Below are 18454 nucleotides of genomic sequence, written 5' to 3' on the forward strand. Positions count from 1 at the left end.
GCGCGGCCCTCAAGGCTTGTCAGTCAGGTTTTTGCCGATCATCCGCACCAGGATGATCGCCGCGATATTGGCGATGACCACGGCGATCAAGCCGCCGGCCGAGGCCATGCCCACGTCGAACTGCACCAATGCCTGGTTGTAGATCAGGTAGGCGAGGTTGGTCGAGGCGTAGCCGGGGCCACCGTTGGTGGTGGTGAAGATTTCGGCGAATACCGAGAGCAGGAAGATGGTCTCGATCATCACCACCACGGCAATCGGGCGGGCCAGGTGGGGCAGGGTCAGGTGCCAGAAAATCGCGATGGCGCCGGCACCGTCCAGGCGCGCAGCTTCCTTTTGTTCCTGGTCGAGGGACTGCATGGCAGTCATCAGCAGCAGGATGGCGAACGGCAGCCATTGCCACGACACAATGATGATGATCGACAGCAGCGGATAGTGCGCCAGCCAGTCCACCGGCTCGGCGCCGAAGAACTTCCACACGGCGGCGAGAATCCCCGACACCGGGTGGAAAATCAGGTTCTTCCAGATCAGCGCACCGACGGTGGGCATGATGAAGAACGGCGAAATCAACAACACCCGGACGATGCCACGCCCGAGGAACTCACTGGCCTCCAGCAGCGCACTGATCAACACGCCGAACACCACGCTGATCAACAGCACGCTGCCCACCAGCAACAACGTATTGGTGGCGCCGGGCAGGAAACCCGAGTCGGTGATGAAGTAGGTGAAGTTCTCCAGCCCCACGAATTGGTTCTCGCCGGGGTAGAGCAGGTTGTAGCGGATCAGTGAAAAGTACAGGGTCATGCCCAGCGGCACGATCATCCACAGCAGCAGCAGGGCGACCGAGGGCGTGACGAGGAACCAGCCGGGGTTGGCCAGGCGGTTTTTGGCGGATGTATTCATGATAATCAAGGCCAGTGCGGAGCAAGGATCGGAGTGCGGTCAGTGTGGGAGGGGGCTTGCCCCCGATGGCGGAGTGTCAGTCGATGAATCAGTTGGCTGATCCACTGCCATCGGGGGCAAGCCCCCTCCCACATTTGACGGTGGTGACGCTCAGGTTACTTGGGGTAACCGGCCCGCTTCATTTCCCGCTCGGTGGTGGTCTGCGCGGCGGTCAGTGCAGCATCGACCGTTTGCTGACCGGTCAGCGCGCCGGAGAAGAACTTGCCGACCTGGGTCCCAATCGCCTGGAACTCGGGAATGGTCACCAGCTGGATACCGATATACGGCACCGGCTTGAGGGTCGGTTTGGTCGGGTCGGCGACTTTCAGCGATTCCAGGGTCACCTTGGCGAACGGTGCAGCCTTCATGTATTCGTCGCTGTAGGTCGACTTGCGCGTACCTGGCGGCACGTTGGCAACGCCGTCGGTCTTGGCGACCAAGGCACCGTATTCCTTGGAGGTGGCCCAACTGGTGAACACCTTGGCGGCGTCCTTGGCCTTGGAGCTGGTCGGGATCGCCAGGCTCCAGGAATACAGCCACGACGTGCCCTTGTCGGTTTTTTCGTGGGGGGCAAAGGTGAAGCCCACATGGTCGGCCACTTTGCTTTGGGTCTTGTCGGTGACGAACGAGCCGGCGACGCTGGCATCGACCCAGATCGCGCACTTGCCGCTGTTGAACAGCGCCAGGTTTTCGTTGAAACCGTTGCTGGAAGCACCCGGCGGGCCGGATTTCTTCATGTTGTCGACGTAGAAGTTCAGCGCGTCCTTCCACTCGGGGCCGTTGAATTCAGGCTGCCACTTTTCATCGAACCAGCGCGCACCGTAGCCGTTGGCCAGGGTGGTGATCAGCGCCATGTTCTCGCCCCAACCGGCTTTGCCGCGCAGGCACAGGCCGTATTGCTCTTTGCTCTTGTCGGTGAGTTTGGCCGCGAATTCGCCGATCTGGCTCCAGGTCGGGTGTTCGGGCATGCTCAGCCCGGCGTCCTTGAACAGGTCGGTGCGGTAATAGGTGATCGAGCTTTCCGCATAGAACGGCAGGGCGTACAGCGAACCCTTGACCGACAAACCGTCACGCACGGAAGGGAATACGTCGTCGAGGTCGTAGGACGCCGGCAGGTCCTTCATCGGCTCCAGCCAACCCTTGGCGCCCCAGAGTGCGGCTTCGTACATGCCGATGGTTAACACATCGAACTGCCCGCCCTGGGTGGCGATGTCGGTAGTGAGGCGTTGGCGCAGCACGTTTTCTTCCAGCACCACCCAGTTCAGCTTGATCTCCGGATGCTCGGCCTCGAAGGTTTTCGAGAGCTTCTGCATGCGGATCATGTCGCTGTTGTTGACGGTGGCAATGGTCAGGGTTTGCGCGCCAAGGCTGACGGCGCTGAGGGTCATACAGGTACAGGCAAGCAGAGCTTTTGCTGTGAACTTCATCGCGCACTCCATTTCCGCGCCCAGGGGCTACGGAAGGACAGTTATTGTTGTTGTGTCTTCCTACGGGGAGTCAGGAAGAGTGTGCGTTGATTACAGCCTTCAAATGGGGTTGTGACAAATCCTTGGGAGCACTTGGACTGATACTTTTTTGCACTCGATGATCGTGCCCATGCTTACCTGGGAACGATCTCCATTAGGCCAGGTTCTGCTCGGTCAAGCGTTGTACCGCCAGGCGGCGGTAGTGAGAGGGGGTCATACCCTTGAGTTGCTGAAAGCGCCGGTTGAAGTTGGAAATGTTGTTGAAACCCGACTCGAAACACACATCCGTCACGGCCTTGTCGCCATCGGCCAGCAGCTCGCAGGACTTGCTGATGCGCAGCCGATTTACAAACTCGATAAACGTGCGCCCGGTCGCCTGCTTGAACACCCGGGAAAAGTACGTCGGCTTCATCCCCAGGTGCTCCGCCACTTCCTCCAGGGGCAACTCGCGCGCGTAGTGGGCGAAAATGTAGTCCACCGCGCGGTTGGTGCGGTCGATACTGTGTTCATCCGCCAGTTGCGGCGTGGTCACGCCGGACAGCAACTGGTAGTCCTCACAGCTGCTCAACACTTCCAGCAGGATAAAGAAGTGCCCCAGGCGCGCCATGCCCCGGGCATCTTCGATACGCTGCATCAGGGTCATGGCCTGGGCGATGGTTTTCTTGCAGCGAAACTCGATGCCGGACTGCGCGCGCTCCAGCATGGGTGTCAAGGTCTTGAGCTCGGCGAAAATATGGCTGCCCTGCTCGAACAGCTCATCGGTGAAGTTCACCAGCATGTCGCGCTTGGGCACCACTTCGTCTTCCTCCACCTGGCTGATCCAGTTGTGGGGCAGGTTGGGCCCTGTGAGGAACAGGCTTTCCGGATAGAAGTTGCCGATATAGTCGCCGATAAACACCTTGCCGGAACTGGCGACGATCAGGTGCAGTTCGTATTCCTTGTGGAAATGCCAGCGCACCAGCGGGCAGGGGAAACCATGCTGGCGATAGATGATGGACAGGCCGTTGTGATCGTCCATCAGCTCGTAGGAAGGGTCAGTGATACGCGTTGCTCGGGTCATGCTGCCGTCGCTTTATTGTGGTTGCTGCTGGGGATAATGCCCCCTCGCGCACGACCTCGCCAGCGCCGCGGTTCACAGGCTACGGTTTTTCGCCTCGATCCACTGGGACATGTACTGCGTACTTTTATGGGCATGGTGGCGCAGCATGCTGCCGGTGAAGTTGCTGCGGCGATGGGCGGCGAGGTGGCTGCGGCAGTGTTGCAGGCACTCCACCAGTGCAGGCCCGTGGACAGTGCGGTCATAACGGCCGGCAATCAGTTGGCGCCCATCCTGCTGGGCCTGGGTCCAGCGTTCGCGATCCTGATAAAGCGCCACGGCCGCCGCCGCCAGGGCTTCGGCGCATTGCTCGATGGCGCCGGGCCATGGCCGCTCGTCGCCCATGGCCTCGGCGCCGATGGGGGTGGTGATATTGGGGGTGCCGCAGAGCATCGCATCGGCCAGCTTGCCCTTGATACCCGCGCCAAAGCGCAGGGGCGCCAGGCAGATGCGCGCGGCGCTCATCACTTGCAGGGCATCTTCGGCCCAGTTCATCACATGAAAGCCCTGCGCCGGGTTGTGCAGGGCGGTGGCCTTGGGCGGGGTGTAGGCGCCGTAGATATGCAGCTGGGCACCGGGCAATTGCTGGCGAATCAATGGCCAGACGCTGTTCTTCATCCACAGTACGGCGTCCCAGTTCGGCGCATGGCGGAAGTTACCGATGCTGAGGAAGTGTGCACGCTCTTCGAACGGTACGAAGGCCTCGGTTGGCGGCGTCATCATCAGCGGGCACCAGTGGAGCAGGGCGGCGGGCAGCTTGAACTGTTCGGTGAGCAGGCGGATTTCCACGTCGGAGATCATCAGGCTGATGTCGCAGCGGTAAATCGCGGCGATTTCGCGCTTGGCCAGGTCGGTGTCGGCCATCAGTTGGAACGCCTCCTCCAGGGCCGGGGCGAACAGCGCGCTGAAGTCGTCGCTGCCCGGGTGGGCCTTGAGGTGCGCCTTGAGGCGCTGCTGACGGGCGTCGCGCAGGCTTTGCAGGTCGGAGGTCTCCAGCACGCGCAGGGCGTCGGGGCAACACTTCTCCACGCGCCAGCCAAACTGTTCTTCCATCATGAAACGGTCGAACAGCACGATGTCCGGGGCCAGTTCGCGGATAAAATCGTCGAAACTGCTGTTATTGAGCTCAATCGCGCATTCGGCGATGCCCAGCGCCAGCAGGTCGGCCTTGTGCTCGCCCAGTGCTGCCGGGCTGCTGAAGGTAATATCCCAACCTTGCGTAAGAAAAGTTTCGAGGATCTGCATCATATGCCCGCCCGCGGCCGAGGAACGGGGCTCCGGCCAGACATAACCAATGACCAGGACTTTGGTGGCGGGCTGATTCATTAACAACGGTTTCCTTGGAGGGCAGGCGCAAAGCGCGCAATTAAACCACAACCGCGTGGCATGACAATTTGTGTCTGGCGGTAGGTAGCCACGGTACTTTGTGGTTAACTTCCGCCTCTCGAATTCGTTTAACCAAAACCCAGCATAAGGATTCTGTTCATGGCTCAAGTCACTCTTCGCGGTAACCCTGTCCAGGTTGAAGGCGAATTGCCGAAAGTCGGCTCTGAAGCAGCAGACTTCACCCTGACCGCCGGCGATCTGTCGGATGCAACCCTGGCTACCTTTGCCGGCAAGCGCAAAGTGCTGAATATCTTCCCAAGCGTCGACACCCCGACCTGCGCCACGTCGGTACGCAAGTTCAACGCCCAGGCCAACGAACTGAACAACGCCGTCGTACTGTGTATCTCCACCGACCTGCCATTCGCCCAGGCGCGTTTCTGCGGCGCCGAAGGCCTGGAAAACGTGAAGAACCTGTCGGACTTCCGTGACCCTGGTTTTGCCGTCGATTACGGCGTAGCGATTGCCGATGGCCCGCTCAAAGGCCTGACCGCCCGTGCGGTCGTGGTGCTGGACGAAAACAACACCGTGCTGCACAGCGAACTGGTTTCGGAAATCGGCCAGGAGCCGAACTACGAAGCGGCCCTGGCTGTTTTGAAGTAACTGTTTCGGCGCGTTACTGTCGTTTTGCAGTAACACCCGTAAGACATGATTGCGGCCTGGCCTAGTCCAGGCCGTTTTCATTTGTGGCTCAGACGTTTAGCGAAATAGCCCGCAGACTAAGCCGCAGAAGTTAAAAGTTGTAAGCCCAAGGTAAATAGCCGGTAAAGGCGCTTTTCTTAACGCGCTCCAGTGCTTATCTTTCAGCCTCCCGAAGAAGAAGCTCTCGCGCCCAATGGTTGATCACTCCATGCAATCCTCCCCCCGCAACTCCCGCCGCTGGCTGTTCGGCCTGCTCGTGCTGCTGGTTATCGCCGGCCTGTGCTGGAAATTCTGGCCAGGCGGCGCCGCCCACAAAGACGCACCGGCCGGGCATACCGGTAAAACCGGCATGGCGCGCCCGGGGTTCGGCGGGTCCACCGGCCCGGTGCCGGTGCGTGTAGCGCCGGCGGTGCTGGGGGAGTTCCCGGTGTACTACAAGGCCTTGGGCACGGTCACCGCGCTCAATACCATCAATGTGCGCAGCCGGGTGGGTGGCGAGCTGGTCAAGATCGCCTTTGAAGAAGGGCAGATGGTCAAGGCCGGCGACCTGCTGGCCGAGATCGACCCGCGCAGCTACCAGAATGCCTTGCTCCAGGCCCAGGGCACGCTGATGCAGAACCAGGCCCAGTTGAAAAACGCCCAGGTCGACGTGCAGCGTTATCGCGACCTGTACGCCCAGGACAGTATCGCCAAGCAGACCCTGGACACCGCCGAAGCGCTGGTCCTGCAATACCAGGGCACGGTCAAGACCAACCAGGGCGCGGTGGACGACGCCAAGCTCAACCTCGAGTTCACCAAGATCCGCGCGCCTATCAGTGGTCGCGTCGGCTTGCGCCAGGTCGATGTGGGCAACCTGGTGGCGGCCAACGACACCACCTTCCTTGCGGTGATCACCCAGACCCAACCGATCAGCGTGGCCTTCACCCTGCCGGAAAACACCCTGGAAACCGTGCTCGCCCGTTATCACGCCGGCAACAAGCTGCCCGTGGAAGCCTGGGACCGTGGCGACGTCAAGCGCCAGGCCACTGGTGTGCTGCAAAGCCTGGACAACCAGATCGACGTCACCACCGGCACCCTGAAATTCAAGGCGCGTTTCGATAACAAGGACCAGGCGCTGTTCCCCAACCAGTTCGTCAACGTGCATTTGCTCGCCGATACCTTGCACAACGTGGTGCTGGCGCCGTCCGCCGCGATTCAGTTCGGCAACACCGGTACCTTTGTCTACAAGCTCGATGGCGACAAGAAGGTCAAGGTCCAGCCGCTGGTGGTGGGTGACACCGATGGCGACAACACTGTGATCAAGGAAGGCCTGGTCGCCGGCGACCGTGTGGTGCTGGAAGGCACCGACCGCCTCAAGGACGGCAGCGAGATCGAAGTGGTCAACGACAGCAGCGAAGTGCCGACGACGCCCACCGAACACCTGCAAGGCAAGCCGGCGGCTAAAGGGGAGACCGGCACCACCGCCGGCAAGGCGCAAAAGGTCGGTTCATGAACCTGTCGCGGCTGTTTATCCTTCGCCCGGTCGCCACCACGCTGAGCATGCTGGCGATTGTTTTGGCCGGCATTATTTCCTACCGCTTGTTGCCGGTCTCGGCGCTGCCCCAGGTGGATTACCCGACCATCCGGGTGATGACCCTGTACCCCGGTGCCAGCCCCGATGTGATGACCAGCGCGGTCACCGCGCCCCTTGAGCGCCAGTTCGGGCAGATGCCCGGCCTGACCCAGATGGCGTCCACCAGTTCCGGCGGCGCCTCGGTGCTGACCCTGCGTTTCAACCTCGACATCAATATGGATGTCGCCGAGCAACAGGTGCAGGCCGCGATCAACGCCGCCACCAACCTGCTGCCCAAGGATTTGCCGGCGCCGCCGGTGTACAACAAGGTCAACCCCGCGGATACCCCGGTGCTGACCCTGGCCATCACCTCCAAGACCATGCTGCTGCCCAAGCTCAATGACCTGGTCGACACACGCATGGCGCAGAAAATCGCCCAGATCAGCGGCGTCGGCATGGTCAGCATCGCCGGTGGCCAGCGCCAGGCCGTGCGCATCAAGGTCAACCCCGAAGCCCTGGCGGCCAACGGCTTGAACCTCTCCGATGTGCGCACCCTGATCGCCGCGTCCAACGTCAACCAGCCCAAGGGTAACTTCGACGGCCCCACGCGGGTGTCGATGCTCGATGCCAACGACCAGTTGGTGTCGCCCCAGCAATACGCCGAGCTGATCCTGGCCTACAACAATGGCGCGCCTTTGCGCCTCAAGGATGTGGCGCAGATCGTCGACGGAGCCGAAAACGAACGCCTTGCCGCCTGGGCCAATGAAAACCAGGCCGTACTCCTCAATATCCAGCGCCAGCCGGGCGCCAACGTGATCGAGGTGGTCGACCGCATCAAGGCGCTGCTGCCGAGCATCACCGACAACCTGCCGGCCGGCCTCGACGTGACGGTGCTGACCGATCGCACCCAGACCATCCGCGCCTCGGTCACCGATGTGCAGCACGAATTGCTGATCGCCATCGCCCTGGTGGTGATGGTGACGTTCCTGTTCCTGCGGCGGGTCAGCGCCACGATCATTCCGTCGATTGCCGTGCCGCTGTCGCTGGTGGGCACCTTCGGGGTGATGTACCTGGCCGGGTTCTCCATCAATAACCTGACGCTGATGGCCCTGACCATTGCCACCGGTTTCGTGGTGGACGATGCCATCGTGATGCTGGAGAACATTTCCCGCTATATCGAGGAAGGCGAGACGCCGCTGGCTGCTGCGCTCAAGGGCGCCAGGCAAATCGGCTTCACCCTGATTTCCCTGACCCTGTCACTGATCGCCGTATTGATCCCGCTGCTGTTCATGGCTGACGTGGTGGGACGGCTGTTCCGCGAATTTGCCATCACCCTGGCGGTGGCGATCCTGATTTCCCTGGTGGTGTCCCTGACGCTCACGCCGATGATGTGCGCGCGTTTGCTCAAGCGCGAACCCAAGGAAGAAGAACAGAGCCGGTTCTACAAGGCCAGCGGCGCCTGGATCGACTGGCTGATCGAAGCCTACGGGCGCAAGTTGCAATGGGTGCTCAGGCACCAGCCGCTGACCCTGCTGGTGGCCATCGCGACCCTGGGCCTGACCGTGGTGCTGTACCTGGTGGTGCCCAAGGGCTTCTTCCCGGTGCAGGACACCGGGGTGATCCAGGGGATCTCCGAGGCGCCGCAGTCGATTTCCTTTGCTGCCATGAGCCAGCGCCAGCAGGAACTGGCGCAGATCATCCTCACCGACCCGGCGGTGGAAAGCCTGTCGTCCTATATCGGCGTGGATGGCGATAACGCCACCCTCAACAGCGGCCGCTTGCTGATCAACCTCAAGCCCCACGGCCAGCGCGACTTGAGCGCGGCCCAGGTGATCACGCGCCTGCAACCGCTAATCGACAAGCTGGTGGGTATCCGCCTGTTCATGCAGCCGGTGCAGGACCTGACCATCGAAGACCGTGTGAGCCGCACCCAGTACCAGTTCAGCATGTCCTCGCCGGACGCCGACCTGCTGGCCCTGTGGAGCGGCAAGCTGGTGCACGCACTGAGCCAGATGCCGGAACTCACCGACGTCGCCAGCGACCTGCAGGACAAGGGCCTGCAGGTGTACCTGGTGATCGACCGCGATGCGGCTTCGCGCCTCGGGGTGAGTGTGTCGACCATCACCGATGCCCTGTATGACGCGTTCGGCCAGCGGCAGATTTCCACCATCTACACCCAGGCCAGCCAGTACCGCGTGGTCTTGCAGGCCCAGTCGGGGGAAACCCTGGGCCCGGCGGCGCTGAACCAGATCCATGTGAAGACCACCGACGGCGGCCAGGTGCGCCTGTCCAGCCTGGCCCATGTGGAACAGCGCCAGGCGCAGTTGGCGATTGCGCACATCGGCCAGTTCCCGGCGGTGATGATGTCGTTCAACCTGGCCCCCGGCGTTGCCCTGGGCAAAGGCGTGGAGCTGATCAACCAGGCGCAGAAGGACATCGGCATGCCGGTGGGCGTGCAGACCCAGTTCCAGGGCGCGGCCCAGGCGTTCGAAGCGTCGCTGTCGAGCACCTTGCTGCTGATCCTGGCGGCGGTGGTCACCATGTACATCGTGCTGGGTGTGCTCTACGAGAGCTATATCCACCCGATCACCATTCTCTCGACCTTGCCCTCGGCCGCGGTGGGGGCCTTGCTGGCCTTGCTGCTCAGTGGCAACGACCTGGGCATGATCGCGATCATCGGCATCATCCTGCTGATCGGTATCGTCAAGAAGAACGCGATCATGATGATCGACTTCGCCCTCGACGCCGAACGCAACCAGGGCCTGGACCCGCAGACCGCGATCTACCAGGCGGCGCTGCTGCGCTTCCGGCCGATCCTGATGACTACCCTGGCCGCCCTGTTCGGTGCAGTGCCGTTGATGCTCGCCACCGGCTCCGGTGCCGAACTGCGCCAGCCCCTGGGCCTGGTGATGGTCGGCGGCCTGCTGGTGAGCCAGGTGTTGACGCTGTTCACCACGCCGGTGATCTACCTGTATTTCGATCGCCTCGGCCGCCGCTGGCGCAAAGAGCCGCAAAGCCTGGAGCCGGTTGAGTCATGAACCTGTCCGGACCTTTCATTCGCCGGCCGGTAGCGACCCTGCTGCTGAGCCTGGCGATCATGTTGCTGGGCGGGGTCAGCTTCAACCTGCTGCCGGTGTCGCCGCTGCCACAGATCGATTTCCCGGTGATCGTGGTCTCGGCCAGCCTGCCCGGCGCCAGCCCCGAGGTGATGGCCTCCACGGTGGCCACGCCGCTGGAGCGTTCCTTCGGCGCGATTGCCGGCATCACCACCATGAGCAGCTCGTCGAGCCAGGGCTCCACCCGGGTGATCCTGGCGTTCGACTCCGACCGTGATATCAACGGTGCCGCGCGGGAAGTGCAGGCGGCGATCAACGCCTCGCGCAACCTGCTGCCCAGCGGCATGCGCAGCATGCCCACCTACAAGAAGATCAACCCGTCCCAGGCACCGATCATGGTGCTGTCGCTGACCTCGGACGTGTTGCAGAAGGGCCAGTTGTACGACCTGGCCTCGACCATCCTCTCCCAAAGCCTGTCCCAGGTGCCGGGCGTGGGCGAGGTGCAGATCGGCGGCAGCTCCCTGCCGGCGGTGCGCATCGAGCTGGAGCCCAAGGCCCTCGACCAGTACGGCGTGGCCCTGGACGACGTGCGCAACACCATCGCCGCTGCCAACCAGCGTCGGCCCAAGGGCTCCCTGGAAGACAGTGAGCGCAACTGGCAGATCCAGGCCAACGACCAGCTGGAAAAGGCCAAGGACTACGAGCCGCTGCTGATTCGCTACCAGGACGGCGCCGCCCTGCGACTCAAGGATGTGGCGAAGATCAGCGACGGCGTGGAAGACCGCTACAACAGTGGCTTCTTCAACAATGATTCGGCGGTGCTGCTGGTGATCAACCGCCAGTCCGGCGCCAACATCATCGAGACCGTCAGGCAGATCAAGGCGCAACTGCCGGCGTTGCAGGCGGTGCTGCCGTCCAGCGTCAAGCTCAGCCTGGCCATGGACCGCTCGCCGGTGATCACCGCGACCCTGCATGAAGCCGAGATGACCCTGCTGATTGCGGTGGGGCTGGTGATCCTGGTGGTGTACCTGTTCCTCGGCAACTTCCGTGCCTCGCTGATTCCAACCCTGGCGGTGCCGGTGTCGCTGGTGGGCACGTTCGCGATCATGTACCTGTACGGGTTCTCACTGAACAACTTCTCGCTGATGGCGCTGATCCTGGCCACCGGCCTGGTGGTGGACGATGCCATCGTGGTGCTGGAGAACATTTCCCGGCATATCGACGCGGGCGTGCCGCCGATGAAGGCCGCTTACCTGGGCGCCGAGGAAGTCGGTTTTACCTTGCTGTCGATGAACGTATCGCTGGTGGCGGTGTTCCTCTCGATCCTGTTCATGGGCGGGATCGTCACCAACCTGTTCCGCGAGTTTTCCATCACCTTGTCGGCGGCGATCATCGTGTCGCTGATCGTGTCGCTGACGTTGACGCCGATGCTCTGCGCCCGTTGGCTCAAGCCCCACGTGAAAGGGCAGATGACCGGCCTGCAGCGCTGGAGCCAGAAGATCAACGACCGCATGGTGGCCGGCTACGCCACCAGCCTGGACTGGGTGCTGCGCCATCGCCGCCTGACCTTGCTCAGCCTGCTGCTGACCATTGGCGTGAACGTGGCGCTGTACGTGGTGGTCCCGAAGACCTTTATGCCGCAACAGGACACCGGCCAATTGATCGGCTTTGTGCGCGGGGACGACGGCCTGTCGTTCAGCGTCATGCAGCCGAAGATGGAAATCTTCCGCAAGGCGGTGCTCAACGACCCGGCGGTGCTCAGCGTGGCCGGCTTTATCGGCGGCAACAACGGTACCAACAACGCGGTGATGCTGGTCCGCCTCAAGCCCATCAGCGAACGCAAGGTGTCCGCCCAGGCGGTGATCGAGCGGCTGCGCAAGGATGTGCCGCTGGTGCCGGGCGGGCGCCTGTTCCTGATGGCCGACCAGGACCTGCAATTCGGCGGCAGCCGTGACCAGACCAGCGCGCAGTATTCCTACATCCTGCAAAGCGGCGACCTGGCCGCGCTGCGCCTGTGGTACCCGAAAGTGGTCGCGGCGCTGCGTGAGCTGCCGGAACTGACCGCCATCGACGCCCGCGAAGGCCGGGGCGCGGCCCAGGTCACGCTGATTGTCGACCGTGACCAGGCCAAGCGCCTGGGCATCGACATGGACATGGTCACTGCGGTGCTCAACAACGCCTACAGCCAGCGGCAGATTTCCACCATCTACGACAGCCTCAACCAGTACCAGGTGGTGATGGAGGTCAACCCCAAATATGCCCAGGACCCGATCACCCTCAACCAGATGCAGGTGATCACCTCCAGCGGCGCGCGGGTGCCGTTGTCGACCATTGCCCATTACGAGAACAGCCTGGCGGACGACCGCGTCAGCCACGAAGGCCAGTTCGCCTCGGAAAACATCGCCTTCGACATGGCCCCCGGGGTCACGGTGGAGCAGGGCACGGCGGCCATCGAGCGGGCGATTGCCAAGGTCGGCCTGCCGGAAGATGTGATCGCCAAGATGGCCGGCACCGCCGATGCCTTTGCGGCCACGCAGAAGGGCCAGCCGTTCATGATCCTCGGCGCGCTGGTGGCGGTGTACCTGGTGCTGGGCATTCTGTATGAGAGCTACATTCATCCGCTGACGATCCTCTCGACCCTGCCGTCGGCCGGCGTCGGCGCGATGCTTGCCATCTACCTGACGGGAGGGGAGTTCAGCCTGATTTCCCTGCTCGGCCTGTTCCTGTTGATCGGGGTGGTGAAGAAGAACGCGATCCTGATGATCGACCTGGCGTTGCAGCTGGAACGCAACGATGGCCTGGGCCCGCTGGAATCGATTCGCAGCGCCTGCCTGTTGCGTCTGCGGCCGATCCTGATGACCACCCTGGCGGCCATCCTCGGCGCCTTGCCGTTGCTGCTGGGCACCGGCGATGGCGCGGAAATGCGCCATCCCCTGGGCCTGACCATCATTGGCGGCCTGATTTTCAGCCAGGTCCTGACCCTCTACACCACCCCGGTGGTTTACCTCTATCTCGACCGCGCGCGCCACCGCTTCAATGCCTGGCGCGGCGTGCGTACCGATGCTGCCCTGGACACTGCGCTATGACCGATTCAACCTTTGCCAAATTGGCCATGACCCGGGGTTCCCGTGTTGCGAGCCTGGTGCTTTGCGGCGCACTGCTCAGCGCTTGCGCCGTCGGCCCCGATTACCATCGCCCGGAAGTCACTGAACCCGCGCAGTTCAAGGAGGCCCAGGGCTGGCGCCAGGCCGCGCCGAGTGATTCCCTGGCCCGTGGCGCCTGGTGGGAGCTGTACGGCGATCGCCAACTCAACGACCTGGTGCTGCGCCTGAATAATTCCAACCAGACCGTGGCCCAGGCCGAAGCGCGTTTTCGCCAGGCCCAGGCCCTGGTGCGCAGCTCACGCGGGGCGTTTTACCCCAGCGTCGACCTGAGCGCGGGTAAAACCCGCGCCAGCCAGGGCACCGGCAGCAGCAGCGCCAGCCTCAGCAGTTCCAGCAGCGGGATCCGTGACACCCTCAACGCGCAGCTCGGCGTGAGCTGGGAAGCCGATATCTGGGGCAAATTGCGCCGTGGCCTGGAGGCCAACGAGGCCAGCGCCGAAGCCAGCTCGGCAGACTTGGCCGCGATGCGCCTGAGCCAACAGTCGGAACTGGTGCAAAGCTACCTGCAACTGCGGGTCATGGACGAGCAGACCCGCCTGCTGCAAGCCACCCTGGACACCTACCAGCGCTCCCTGCAAATGACCGAAAACCAGTACCGCGCCGGTGTCTCCGGCAAGGACGCGGTGGCCCAGGCGCAAACCCAGCTCAAGACCACCCAGGCCAGCCTGATCGACCTGATCTGGCAACGCGCCCAACTGGAAAACGCCATCGCCGTGTTGATCGGCGAGGCACCGGCCAACTTCAACCTGGCGGTGAGCAAGGACATCCCGGCCCTGCCGCAGATTCCGGTCAGCCTGCCGTCGCAATTGCTTGAACGGCGCCCGGACATCGCCTCGGCCGAACGCTCGGTGATCGCCGCCAACGCCAATATCGGCGTGGCCAAGGCCGCCTATTACCCGGACCTGACGCTGAGCCTGGCCGGCGGCTATTCCAGCAGCACCTATGCCGACTGGATCAGCCTGCCGAACCGCTTCTGGTCGGTAGGGCCGAAACTGGCCATGACCCTGTTCGACGGCGGCCAGCGCTCGGCGGAAGTCGACCGCAGCGTGGCGTCCTACGACGAAACCGTGGCCAAGTACCGCCAGACCGTGCTCGACGGCTTCCGTGAAGTGGAAAACTACATGGTCCAGCTCAAGGTGCTGGAAGACGAGGCGGTGGTCAGCAACGAAGCCCTCGAGGCCGCCCGAGAATCGCTGCGCTTGACCCAGAACCAGTACAAGGCCGGGCTGATTGCCTATCTGGATGTGGTGACGGTCCAGGCCACGGCGCTGAGCAACGAGCGCACCGTGTTGACCCTGTTGCAGAGCCGCCTGGTGGCCAGCGTGCAACTGATCGCCGCGCTGGGCGGTGGCTGGGATGGGCAGACGCCGATTGCCGAGAAGGATTGATTACGCGTCAAGTGGGGGCCTTGACCTGGCTGAGGGCCCTGAGCTTGCGCCGACGCTTGACCCGCAACATGCCGGTGTAGCGGCGGTGGTTTTTTGAGTTGAGGACCAGGACATAGATCAAGGCCGAGATGAGCGTGGATAGGTTGAGCAGCGTAGGTGGGTGACTGGCGAGATAACCGGTCGCCAATAGAATATTCACGATTGCCACGAGCATGAGTACTCGGGCCGCATAACGAAACCCTTGGCATAGCATTATTTGCCCAGTGTTAAAAACTAGGCAAAGCGTCATGCCGGTCGCAAAAGCATATTCATTGGGCAAGTGATGGCTTTCTGCGTAGTACGCCAGGCTAAGTGACATGTTGGCGGCGATATTGTTGAGACTAAGCAATAGAGCACCGCCGAACGACGGCAAGAATCGATAGGCGTAACGGCGCCATATCCGGTACTCGCGCAGAGGGTCGGTGTCATCAGTCATGGCTGTCGAACTCCTCATACAGGGCAATAATCATGTGGCTGATATTCCCTGACAGCGCGCTGCCAGTAACCGATAGGGTCGCTCCGATTTGATCTTTGATTTGAGTGAGGATGTCCTGGCGTAATTGTGGATTGCTATACCGTTTGGGTAACTCCCCGGCCAGTTGTTTCAGCCGGACGATTTCGAATGGGTGGCGGGGATTTTTAAGCCGCAGGATTTCGTCCGTTAACGCTGCCCGTTCCTGACGGCTCATGGCCCGCAGGATGTCCGTCATGTGGCGCCCCGTCGAACGCCGTATGGCCAACACTGATTTGACCGCTGCGAAGCTGCTGGAGCCTGCTCCCACAAGTGAGATGCCGTCTAAGGCAAGCGTCGTTGCCTGATACCACCTTAACGTGTCGTAGTGATCATTCTGGGCGGGATTGATTAACTCGTTTCGGGTCCTCCATAAACTGTTCAAACACTGTGCCCCACTGGCCGCTGTCCCGACAAAAGCGATGTAGGTCAATACTAGGCTCGCACCTAGGGTAAATGGCGCTGCCGCAATACCCGTTTTCGCCACGATGTAGCTAATCACAGCTCCGCCGCAGGAAATCGCCATCCCCGATGCCTCCTTCCATAGCTGTGATTCACGCGGGGAACTTGCCGCCAGTTCTGCATATTCGTCGGCAGTCTTAATAGGCCCGGCCGCCTCGCGCAAAATCACCCGTTTGGGCTTGATACTGCACAGCGGCACAAACTCGCGTAACACTGTTACCTGATAGTCGCTGCCGATATGCACCACTCCAGCACCAACGATGCCGGGGTCGGCGTCGATGGTTCGATAGAGTTCGGGCAGGTCCAACAGACTCATGAGTCGTTGACGGGTGGTGGAGTGTGCATCCGGCACACCGCTACGCAGGAAATCGCTTGGCATCCTTTCACCGGTGAGTCGATAGAGGTGAAAGAGCCTGGGGAATAGTTCCCGGTTTTTATGTCAGGCCGTTCGCTATGTTTTGTAGGATCATGCCTGCCAGTTATCTGATGCTTTTGAGTCGGTGAATTGACGTCAAATTGCCACTAATGGCCCTCTGATAATTAATCAACTGTCCAAGAATTATTCTCGCTACAATCGCCCGCTTTGCCACTTGGCACGGGCGTTTCGGGTCCGTTGCCCACGAGAAGTCCCATGCTTATCGGTAGCTATTCCCCTTCGCTGGTCGCGATCTCGCTGTTTGTCGCGATCCTCGCTTCCTACACCGCCCTGGACCTTACCGGCCGCATCGCGACCGCCAAGGGGCGCGCTGTGTATTTATGGATAGCCGGCGGGGCCATGGCGATGGGGGTAGGCGTCTGGTCCATGCACTTTATCGGCATGCTGGCGTTGCGCCTGCCGTTTGCCTTGGGCTTTGATATCGGTATCACCGCGCTGTCGTTGTTGATCGCGGTATTGTCCTGCGGCTTTGCATTATGGCTGGTCAGCCAAGCGCGTTTGCCTGCCTGGCAACTGGCGTTTGGCGCGCTGGTCATGGGCAGCGGTATTGCCACCATGCACTACACCGGCATGGCCGCGATGCGCATGACGCCGGGCATCGACTATGACCCCACGCTATTTGGCCTATCGTTGCTGATCGCGGTGGTGGCGTCCGGCGCCGCGCTGTTGATTGCGTTCAACCTGCGCCGCAACACGCCTTACGTACGCCTGGCCCGTGGTGGTGCGGCGGTGGTGATGGGCTTTGCAATCGTCGGCATGCATTACACCGGCATGGCGGCCGCACGCTTTGCCGATGAAAGCTACTGCGCCGCTGTGCTGGACGGTTTGAGTGGCAAGGGCCTGGATAACCTGGTGTTGGTGACGACCCTGGCGGTACTGGCCATCGCGTTGCTGACGTCGTTGCTCGACGCGCGCCTGGAAGCCCGCACTGCGGTGCTCGCCGACTCACTGACCCAAGCCAACCAGGAACTGACCCACCTGGCCCTGCACGATATGCTCACCGGCCTGCCCAATCGCACCTTGCTGGCCGATCGTATTCAACAGGCCATCGAGGCGGTAAAGGAGCAGGGCGGTTGCTTTGCCCTGATGTTCATCGACCTGGATGGCTTCAAGCCGGTCAACGATGCTTTTGGCCATCACATGGGCGACCAGTTGTTGCGCGAAGTCGGCCTGCGCCTGCGCGAAGACCTGCGCAGTCACGACACCCTGGCGCGCATCGGCGGCGATGAGTTTGTATTGCTGGTGCAGTTGACCCAGCCCGACGATGCCCTCGGCCTTGCCGAACGCCAGGTGGTGCTGATCAACCGCGCGTTCCAGGTGGCCGAGCATGAGCTGAAGATTTCCGCCAGCGTCGGCATCGCCATGTTCCCGGGCAATGGCAACACCCCCCAGGAACTGCTGATGAACGCCGACGCCGCCATGTACCATGCCAAGGGCATGGGCAAGAACGGCTACAGCTTCTTTGATGTGTCGATGAACACCAATGCGCGCAAGCAATTGCAGCTGCTGCAAGACCTGCGCAATGCCCTTGAGCACGAGCAGTTCCGGCTGTATTACCAGCCCAAGTTTGATGCGATCAGTGGGATCCCGGTGGGCGCCGAAGCGCTGGTGCGCTGGGAGCATCCGCAACAAGGCTTGTTGTTGCCGGCGACCTTTATCGAACTGGCGGAAAAAACCGGCCTGATCATCCCCATCGGCGAATGGGTGCTCAATGAAGCCTGTCGCCAAATGAGCCTGTGGTACGCCCAGGGTTATGAGCACTGGCGCATTGCGGTGAACTTGTCGGCGTTGCAGTTTTGCCACGCCGGGCTGGTCAACAGCGTGGCCGGCGCCCTGGCGCGGCACCGGTTGCCGGCCAACAGCCTGACCCTGGAAATCACCGAAACCACCGCGATGAGCGATGCCGATGCGAGCATGACGGTGTTGCAGCAGCTGTCGGACATGGGCGTGGACCTGTCCATCGATGATTTCGGCACGGGCTACTCCAGCCTGATGTATCTCAAGCGCCTGCCGGCCAACGAGTTGAAGATCGACCGTGGTTTTGTGCGTGACCTGGAGCATGACAGCGACGACGCCGCCATCGTGTCTGCCATTGTTGCCTTGGGCCAGGCGCTGGGGCTGCGAATCGTCGCCGAAGGTGTGGAAACCGATGTGCAGCAGAGTTTTCTCACACGGTTGGGGTGCAACTCCCTGCAAGGCTACCTGCTCGGCCACCCGTTGCCGGCGGACGGTTTCATGGACCATATCCAGCGCGGTGAAGACGCAGCGGCGCCTGACAAAAGCCGTGCGTGACGGTTAGTATCGGATCCAACCCTAAACA

The 18454-nt window shown here is 61.9% G+C and carries 12 protein-coding genes; 6 read left to right on the forward strand and 6 right to left on the reverse strand.

The window, feature by feature from the left end:
- Positions 1-9: 9 nt before the first annotated feature.
- The 4 genes from FX984_RS00320 to FX984_RS00335 form a co-directional block, all read right to left on the reverse strand.
- Entirely contained in the window at positions 10-900 is an 891-nt protein-coding gene (locus FX984_RS00320; protein ID WP_051429369.1) for a carbohydrate ABC transporter permease, read from the reverse strand.
- 155 nt (positions 901-1055) lie between these two features.
- Positions 1056-2366 (reverse strand): ABC transporter substrate-binding protein, encoded by a 1311-nt coding sequence (locus tag FX984_RS00325; protein ID WP_027606401.1) that lies wholly within the window; start codon positions 2364-2366, stop codon positions 1056-1058.
- Positions 2367-2559: 193 nt separating this feature from the next.
- Entirely contained in the window at positions 2560-3465 is a 906-nt protein-coding gene (locus FX984_RS00330) for an AraC family transcriptional regulator (protein WP_027606399.1), read from the reverse strand.
- A gap of 72 nt (positions 3466-3537) precedes the next feature.
- Positions 3538-4827, reverse strand: coding sequence for a glycosyltransferase (locus FX984_RS00335; protein WP_146477952.1), 1290 nt, complete (start codon positions 4825-4827; stop codon positions 3538-3540).
- Positions 4828-4986: 159 nt separating this feature from the next.
- Between FX984_RS00335 and tpx the strand changes: the two genes are divergently transcribed.
- From tpx to FX984_RS00360, 5 genes are all read left to right on the forward strand, one after another.
- The gene (gene tpx / locus FX984_RS00340; protein WP_027606397.1) at positions 4987-5487 is read left to right on the forward strand and encodes a thiol peroxidase; all 501 of its coding nucleotides are present in this window, start codon (positions 4987-4989) and stop codon (positions 5485-5487) included.
- 232 nt (positions 5488-5719) lie between these two features.
- The gene (locus tag FX984_RS00345) at positions 5720-7018 is read left to right on the forward strand and encodes an MdtA/MuxA family multidrug efflux RND transporter periplasmic adaptor subunit (protein WP_027606396.1); all 1299 of its coding nucleotides are present in this window, start codon (positions 5720-5722) and stop codon (positions 7016-7018) included.
- Complete coding sequence (locus tag FX984_RS00350) at positions 7015-10116, forward strand: MdtB/MuxB family multidrug efflux RND transporter permease subunit (RefSeq protein ID WP_146477954.1); 3102 nt, start codon at positions 7015-7017, stop codon at positions 10114-10116. Before FX984_RS00345 ends, FX984_RS00350 begins: the two co-directional genes overlap by 4 nt.
- Positions 10113-13220 (forward strand): efflux RND transporter permease subunit, encoded by a 3108-nt coding sequence (locus FX984_RS00355; protein ID WP_027606394.1) that lies wholly within the window; start codon positions 10113-10115, stop codon positions 13218-13220. The genes FX984_RS00350 and FX984_RS00355 overlap by 4 nt, the downstream gene beginning before the upstream one ends.
- Positions 13217-14686, forward strand: a complete 1470-nt coding sequence (locus FX984_RS00360) for an efflux transporter outer membrane subunit (RefSeq protein ID WP_146477956.1) — start codon at positions 13217-13219, stop codon at positions 14684-14686. Before FX984_RS00355 ends, FX984_RS00360 begins: the two co-directional genes overlap by 4 nt.
- A 7-nt stretch (positions 14687-14693) precedes the next feature.
- Here FX984_RS00360 and FX984_RS00365 read toward each other — a convergent pair whose 3' ends face one another.
- Both FX984_RS00365 and ssp4 read right to left on the reverse strand, forming a co-directional pair.
- On the reverse strand, positions 14694-15161 hold the full coding sequence (locus FX984_RS00365) for a hypothetical protein (RefSeq protein WP_098479671.1): 468 nt from the start codon (positions 15159-15161) through the stop codon (positions 14694-14696).
- On the reverse strand, positions 15154-16077 hold the full coding sequence (gene ssp4 / locus FX984_RS00370; RefSeq protein ID WP_146477958.1) for an Ssp4 family T6SS effector: 924 nt from the start codon (positions 16075-16077) through the stop codon (positions 15154-15156). The genes FX984_RS00365 and ssp4 overlap by 8 nt, the downstream gene beginning before the upstream one ends.
- Before the next feature lie 252 nt (positions 16078-16329).
- On the opposite strand from ssp4, the gene FX984_RS00375 reads away from it, so the two are divergent.
- Positions 16330-18426, forward strand: coding sequence for a putative bifunctional diguanylate cyclase/phosphodiesterase (locus FX984_RS00375; RefSeq protein WP_098479669.1), 2097 nt, complete (start codon positions 16330-16332; stop codon positions 18424-18426).
- Positions 18427-18454: the final 28 nt, after the last annotated feature.

Origin of the sequence: Pseudomonas marginalis (assembly GCF_008692035.1) — a bacterium.
GTDB classification, from domain to species: Bacteria; Pseudomonadota; Gammaproteobacteria; order Pseudomonadales; family Pseudomonadaceae; genus Aquipseudomonas; species Aquipseudomonas marginalis.

What these genes read in the sequence shown, in the direction of transcription:
- tpx (WP_027606397.1), top strand. Translation starts at nt 4,987, where the DNA reads ATGGCTCAAGTCACTCTTCGCGGTAACCCTGTCCAGGTTGAAGGCGAA.
- FX984_RS00345 (WP_027606396.1), top strand. Translation starts at nt 5,720, where the DNA reads ATGGTTGATCACTCCATGCAATCCTCCCCCCGCAACTCCCGCCGCTGG.
- FX984_RS00330 (WP_027606399.1), bottom strand. Translation starts at nt 3,465, where the DNA reads ATGACCCGAGCAACGCGTATCACTGACCCTTCCTACGAGCTGATGGAC.
- ssp4 (WP_146477958.1), bottom strand. Translation starts at nt 16,077, where the DNA reads ATGCCAAGCGATTTCCTGCGTAGCGGTGTGCCGGATGCACACTCCACC.
- FX984_RS00365 (WP_098479671.1), bottom strand. Translation starts at nt 15,161, where the DNA reads ATGACTGATGACACCGACCCTCTGCGCGAGTACCGGATATGGCGCCGT.
- FX984_RS00350 (WP_146477954.1), top strand. Translation starts at nt 7,015, where the DNA reads ATGAACCTGTCGCGGCTGTTTATCCTTCGCCCGGTCGCCACCACGCTG.
- FX984_RS00375 (WP_098479669.1), top strand. Translation starts at nt 16,330, where the DNA reads ATGCTTATCGGTAGCTATTCCCCTTCGCTGGTCGCGATCTCGCTGTTT.
- FX984_RS00335 (WP_146477952.1), bottom strand. Translation starts at nt 4,827, where the DNA reads ATGAATCAGCCCGCCACCAAAGTCCTGGTCATTGGTTATGTCTGGCCG.
- FX984_RS00320 (WP_051429369.1), bottom strand. Translation starts at nt 900, where the DNA reads ATGAATACATCCGCCAAAAACCGCCTGGCCAACCCCGGCTGGTTCCTC.
- FX984_RS00360 (WP_146477956.1), top strand. Translation starts at nt 13,217, where the DNA reads ATGACCGATTCAACCTTTGCCAAATTGGCCATGACCCGGGGTTCCCGT.
- FX984_RS00355 (WP_027606394.1), top strand. Translation starts at nt 10,113, where the DNA reads ATGAACCTGTCCGGACCTTTCATTCGCCGGCCGGTAGCGACCCTGCTG.
- FX984_RS00325 (WP_027606401.1), bottom strand. Translation starts at nt 2,366, where the DNA reads ATGAAGTTCACAGCAAAAGCTCTGCTTGCCTGTACCTGTATGACCCTC.